Source organism: Variovorax sp. 01T439_2 (assembly GCF_056398445.1).
This window is the reverse complement of record NZ_JBFTPJ010000850.1, coordinates 1-4,736: the sequence shown is the minus strand read 5'-3', so window position 1 is coordinate 4,736 and position 4,736 is coordinate 1. Positions and strand designations below refer to the sequence as shown.

Annotated in this window: 2 protein-coding genes and 1 pseudogene; all 3 read right to left on the bottom strand. The window is 67.5% G+C overall.

Annotation, left to right across the window (positions count from 1 at the left end; genetic code table 11):
• Positions 1 to 549: 549 nt before the first annotated feature.
• A complete protein-coding gene (istB, locus tag AC1DOC_RS28745) occupies positions 550 to 1,314 on the bottom strand; it encodes an IS21-like element helper ATPase IstB (protein WP_012745835.1) in 765 nt (254 codons plus the stop codon).
• A pseudogene (istA, locus tag AC1DOC_RS28740) lies at positions 1,311 to 2,867 on the bottom strand (IS21 family transposase); the annotation flags it as partial. The gene istB and the pseudogene istA, both read right to left, overlap by 4 nt.
• A 223-nt stretch (positions 2,868 to 3,090) precedes the next feature.
• Positions 3,091 to 4,545, bottom strand: a complete 1,455-nt coding sequence (locus AC1DOC_RS28735) for an aminotransferase-like domain-containing protein (RefSeq protein WP_436311675.1) — start codon at positions 4,543 to 4,545, stop codon at positions 3,091 to 3,093.
• Positions 4,546 to 4,736: the final 191 nt, after the last annotated feature.

Sequence of the window (4,736 nt, the reverse complement as noted above, 5' to 3'; positions counted from 1 at the left end):
TCGACACCATCGAGCATGCGCTCCTGAAAGCGACGGCGCTCGCAAGCATTGGCCCCGTTGGTTGCCTGCGCGGCCGCCTTGCTGCTGCACGCTGGTTTGCATGCTGACAGGCAAGGCAGTGCTTGGACTGCGAGCTGACCGAATCACTCGTGCGATACACCGCAAGCGAGCCAGAAACCCACGTGCAGCGCCGTGGTCTCAACGTGGGCTCGTTTAAGCTACCTCACCCGCTTTGCAAATGCCTTTGTTCATGAATGAGGTCACCGTCACGTTCGACCGAGTGTTCGACATCGTCCGCAGGTCACCGTATAACCGTGTGCCCTTCACGGGGTTCGGACTTCAAGCGGGGGACGTGAAAAAGTACGCAATCGAGGTCCCTGGTTCACCTCGGATCGAGGCCGGGATGACCGTCACGGCAGTTCTTCTGCGACCTGGCGACTGGCGGACCCTGCTTGGGTGGGTCAACCATGAGACAGGTGAAATCCCCGATGGCCACCCCAAACTGCTCCACTTATGGCCGGTCAAACTGCTCCAGGCAGGACGGTCGGATTATGACGATTCGGGCGTGATGGCGATGCGCGCGGCGGCCTCCTTCAGGCGGTAGCTTTTGCCCTCGAACTCCAGCATTGCGCAGCGGTGCATGAGCCGGTCCAGGATGGTGGTGGCCATGGTGGCGTCGGCGAGGTACTTTCCCCAGTCCTGCACCACCCGGTTGGAGGTGATGACGATGGCGCGACGCAGCTTGTAGCGCTGGTGCACGATGGCCTGCAAGAGTTCGGCGCTCACGTCGGCAATGCGCCGGGCCAGGAACAGGTCATCAAGGACCAACAGGTCCGGCTCGATCCAGCCCTTGAGCTGTTCGGCCTGCTGCGCCGTGCTGGCCAGCCCATATCGGGCGAACTCGGTGTCGGCCTCCACGTAGCGCACGTCATAGCCGGCCAACGTGGCCTGGTAGGCCACCGCCTTGGCCACATGGCTCTTGCCGGTGCCGGGCTTGCCGACGATCAATGCGTTGGCCCCCTCGCCGATGAACTTCAGGGTGTGCAGCTCGAAGCAGGCGTTGCGCGGCAGCTTGGGATTGAAGCGCCAGTCGAAGTCCGCCAGCGTCAGGCGTTCGGCCAGGCCTGAGCGCTTGAAGCGGCGCTCCATCAATCGCGAGCGGCGCCGGTCGAGTTCGTCTTGCAGCATGGCGGCCAACGTCTCCAGGAAGGGCTGCTGGGCGGCCTGGGCCTGCATCACGCGGGTGGACAGCGTGTCGGCGATGCCGGACAGGCGCAGCTCGCGCAGGGCGCGTTCGATCTCGGTCATGTTCATGGCTGGGCGATCTCAGTGGTGGGGGTGGGAGAGGTTGTGCCGCCCGAGGTGGCGGTGGCGGCGTGGGCGAACAGATCGCCGTATTCGTCGGCGCTGCGGATGAGCGCGTGCTGCTGGGTGAGCGTTGACGCCGACTGTGTCGGCGTGCCGGCCTGCAGGGCGGCCAGGGCGTCGGCCACCAGCCGCTCGGTGAGCGCCTTGACGTGGCGGTAGCTGTGCACGCCTTGCTCCATGGCGCCCGCACAGGCCGCGTCGATAAAGTGGTTCGGGTAGCGCTTGGCCAGGTTGACGATGCCCCACAGCTTGCGCTGGCCCACGCGCCCCTCGATGGCGAACAGCATCTGGCACAGCCGCGAGGCCTGCGCCCCGATGGCTCGGGCCTGGGCCAGGATGTAGCGCGTCTCGCGCGAGGGGTTGAACACCCGCTCGGCCATGGGCAGCACCACGCTGCCGGGGCGATCGACCCGCTCGTGGGTGCGCAGCAAGGCTTGCGTGCGCAGCTCACGGATCTCGATGCGCCGCTCGAACAGCCGCACCAGCACCTTGGAGCCAATCGGGGCCGGACGAGCGGCGTAGCTGCTGTGGTCGATGCGCACGCAGCTGTCGTCGCAGACCGTGCGCTGCACCTCGGTGAAGTACTGCATGCGCGTGGCCGGCAGCGGCTGCAGGTGGGCGCGCTCCTCCTCGAACATGGCCTGCACCTGACGCCGCTCGGCGCCGTGGATGCGCGAGGCGGCCCACCTGGACTCCCAGTGTTCCAGGAAGGCGTTCTGCTCTTCGATGGTCTCAAAGCGCCGGCCCTTGAGCGCGGTGGCCTGGGTGTGTTGGATCGCGTTCTCCACCGTCCCCTTGCGATTCGGATCCCGGACCCGGGCCGGGTCGGCCACCACCTCGTAATGAGCGAGTGTGGCCGCGTAGACCGGATTGAGCGCGGGCTCGTACAGGTCGGGCTTCAAGACGCCTTCCTTGAGGTTGTCGAGGACGACGTAGTGGGTGGACCCGCCGAAGTAGGCCCAGGCCTGCTCGTGCAACTCAGCCCAGACTTGCTGGCTGGATTTCCAGACCACGCGGCGGAAGCTACGCCGCGAGTAGCGCAGCGTGGCCACGAACAGGCGGGGTTTGCGCCAGCGCTCGGTGCCCGGCATCCGCGTGGGGGCGCCTTCACCGTAGTCGACCTGCATCTCCTCGCCGGGCGCAAAGCTCAGACGATCAAACTGCTCGGGCTCCTTGTGGCGAAGCTGGGCGCAGAACCGTTTGACCGAGTTGTAGGCGCCGTCAAAGCCGTGCAGGTCGACCAGGTCCTGGTAGATGGCGGTGGCGTTGCGGCCCAGGCGCAACTGGGCGTCGATGAAGGCGCGGTGGGGTTCGCACTTGGAGGTGGCCAGCGGCGGCGCTACCGGCCCGGAAGTCGGTGGCCAGGGTGGAGCAGTTTGACTGGGAGGGTCGGTGGCCACCCTGGGGCAGTTTGCCGGATCGGCGGCGAAGCGCTGCTGGTAGGTCCGGATGGTGTGGCGCGAAATGCCGGTGATGCGTTCGATCTCGCGTTCCCTCGCTCAGAGGGGGTGGAAATTAACGTCCTGCCTGTCGGGCTTCGCGGTGCCCGACGCACCGTGTTCAATGCGTCAGATCACCGTGGCCAGGGTGGAGCAGTTTGGGTGGCCATAAGTGGGGCACTTTGGGTGGCCGCCGGGGGCAGGACGAACGCGCCGGGGCCGATCGCCTCCTTGCCGCGCGGCAACGCGGCGTCTTCGAGGTCATCGGAGAAAAGATCGAAGGTCACGGCAGCGCGATTTTCTCGCGCGGCGGGCTGCCTGCCGCGGCCGCGGCCACCAATCGCCCCAGGGTCTGCATCGCCTTTTCGCTCTGCGCATCCCAGGCATGCCCGTAGTTCAGGCGCAGGCAGTGCGCGAAGCCGCGCGTGGCCGAGAAGATGGGCCCGGGCGCCACGCTGATGCCGCGCTCCAGCGCTTGCGCGTGGATGGCGAGCGCATCGACCTGCGCCGGCAGCTCGACCCACATGAAGTAGCCGCCCAGCGGCCGCGTGGCGCGCGTGCCCGCGGGAAAGTAGTGGCCCACTGCCTGCGCAAAGCTCGCCTGCTGCACGGCCAGGACCTGGCGCAGCTTGCGCAGGTGCTTGTCGAGGCCGCCTTTTTCCAGGTAGCTTGCGAGCGCGAGCTGCGCGGGCACCGAGGTGCTGAGCGTGGTCGTCAGCTTCAAGCGCGCCACGTTGCGCGCAAAGCGCCCGGCAGATGCCCATCCGATGCGGTAGCCCGGTGCCAGGCACTTCGAGAACGACGAGCAATGCAGCACGAGCCCCTGCGTGTCGAAGGCCTTGGCCGGCGGCGGGCGGCGGTCGCCGAAGTAGAGCTCGGCGTACACGTCGTCCTCGATCAGCGGCAGCGCGTGCCGTGCGAGCAGTTCGACCAGCGCCTTCTTCTTCGCGTCGGGCATCAGGCTGCCGAGCGGGTTCTGGAAGGTGGTCATGAGCCAGCAGGCCTTGGGCTGGTGGGCCGCGATGGCGAGCTCCAGCGCGGCCAGGTCGATGCCTTCGCCGGGATGCGTCGGCACCTCGATGGCGCGCAGGCCCATGCGCTCCAGCGCCTGCAGGGCCGCATAGAAGGTGGGCGATTCGACGATCACCGAATCGCCGGGGCGCGTGACCGCCGCGAGGCACAGGTTGAGCGCCTCCAGCGCGCCGTTGGTGACGACGATTTCGTCGGCCGCCACCTGCATGCCGTCGCCCAGGTAGCGCAGCGCAATCTGCCGGCGCAGGGCCGCGCTGCCGGGCGTGAGGTCGTCCACGGTGCTCCACGGGTCGAGCGACTTGGCGCTCGCGGCCATGAACTGGCCCAGCCGCGCCAGCGGAAACAGGAGCGGGCTCGGAAAGGCCGAGCCGAAAGGAATCACCTTGCGCGACATGCTGGCTTCGAGGATGTCGAACACGTGGTCGCTCACGTCGAGCGACCTGGGCCCCTCGGCCGGTCGCGAGGTGAGGTTGGCCTCGGGCGGCGCATCGCGCAGCCCGCCGCCGGTGACGTAGTAGCCCGAGCGGTCCCGCGCGCGTACCAGGCCGCGCGCCTCCAGCAGGTAGTACGCCTGGAACACGGTGGAAGCGCTCACGCCCCGGCTCTCGCCGGTGTGCCGCACCGAGGGCAGCCGGTCGCCGGTCTTGAGCGTGCCGTGGCGGATCGATGCCTCGATGTCGGCAGCAAGGGCTTCGTAGCGCTTCATGGCGGGGCGGTCTTCATTCGGTGATGGACTTTATCTGCTCCGGTGATTTGGTTGGGATCTGCATCTGTTTTTTTGGCTGCGCTTGCGGCACAGTCGGTGCATGTCCAATCTCATGCGCGCGGTACGCGCGGTTCTCTGGAGTTTCATCGGGCTGGGCGGCCGCCGGGCGGATGCCGACCGGCGCACCGCAC

Coding starts and splice junctions, on each gene's coding strand:
- istB (WP_012745835.1), bottom strand. CDS start 1,314: ATGAACATGACCGAGATCGAACGCGCCCTGCGCGAGCTGCGCCTGTCC.
- AC1DOC_RS28735 (WP_436311675.1), bottom strand. CDS start 4,545: ATGAAGCGCTACGAAGCCCTTGCTGCCGACATCGAGGCATCGATCCGC.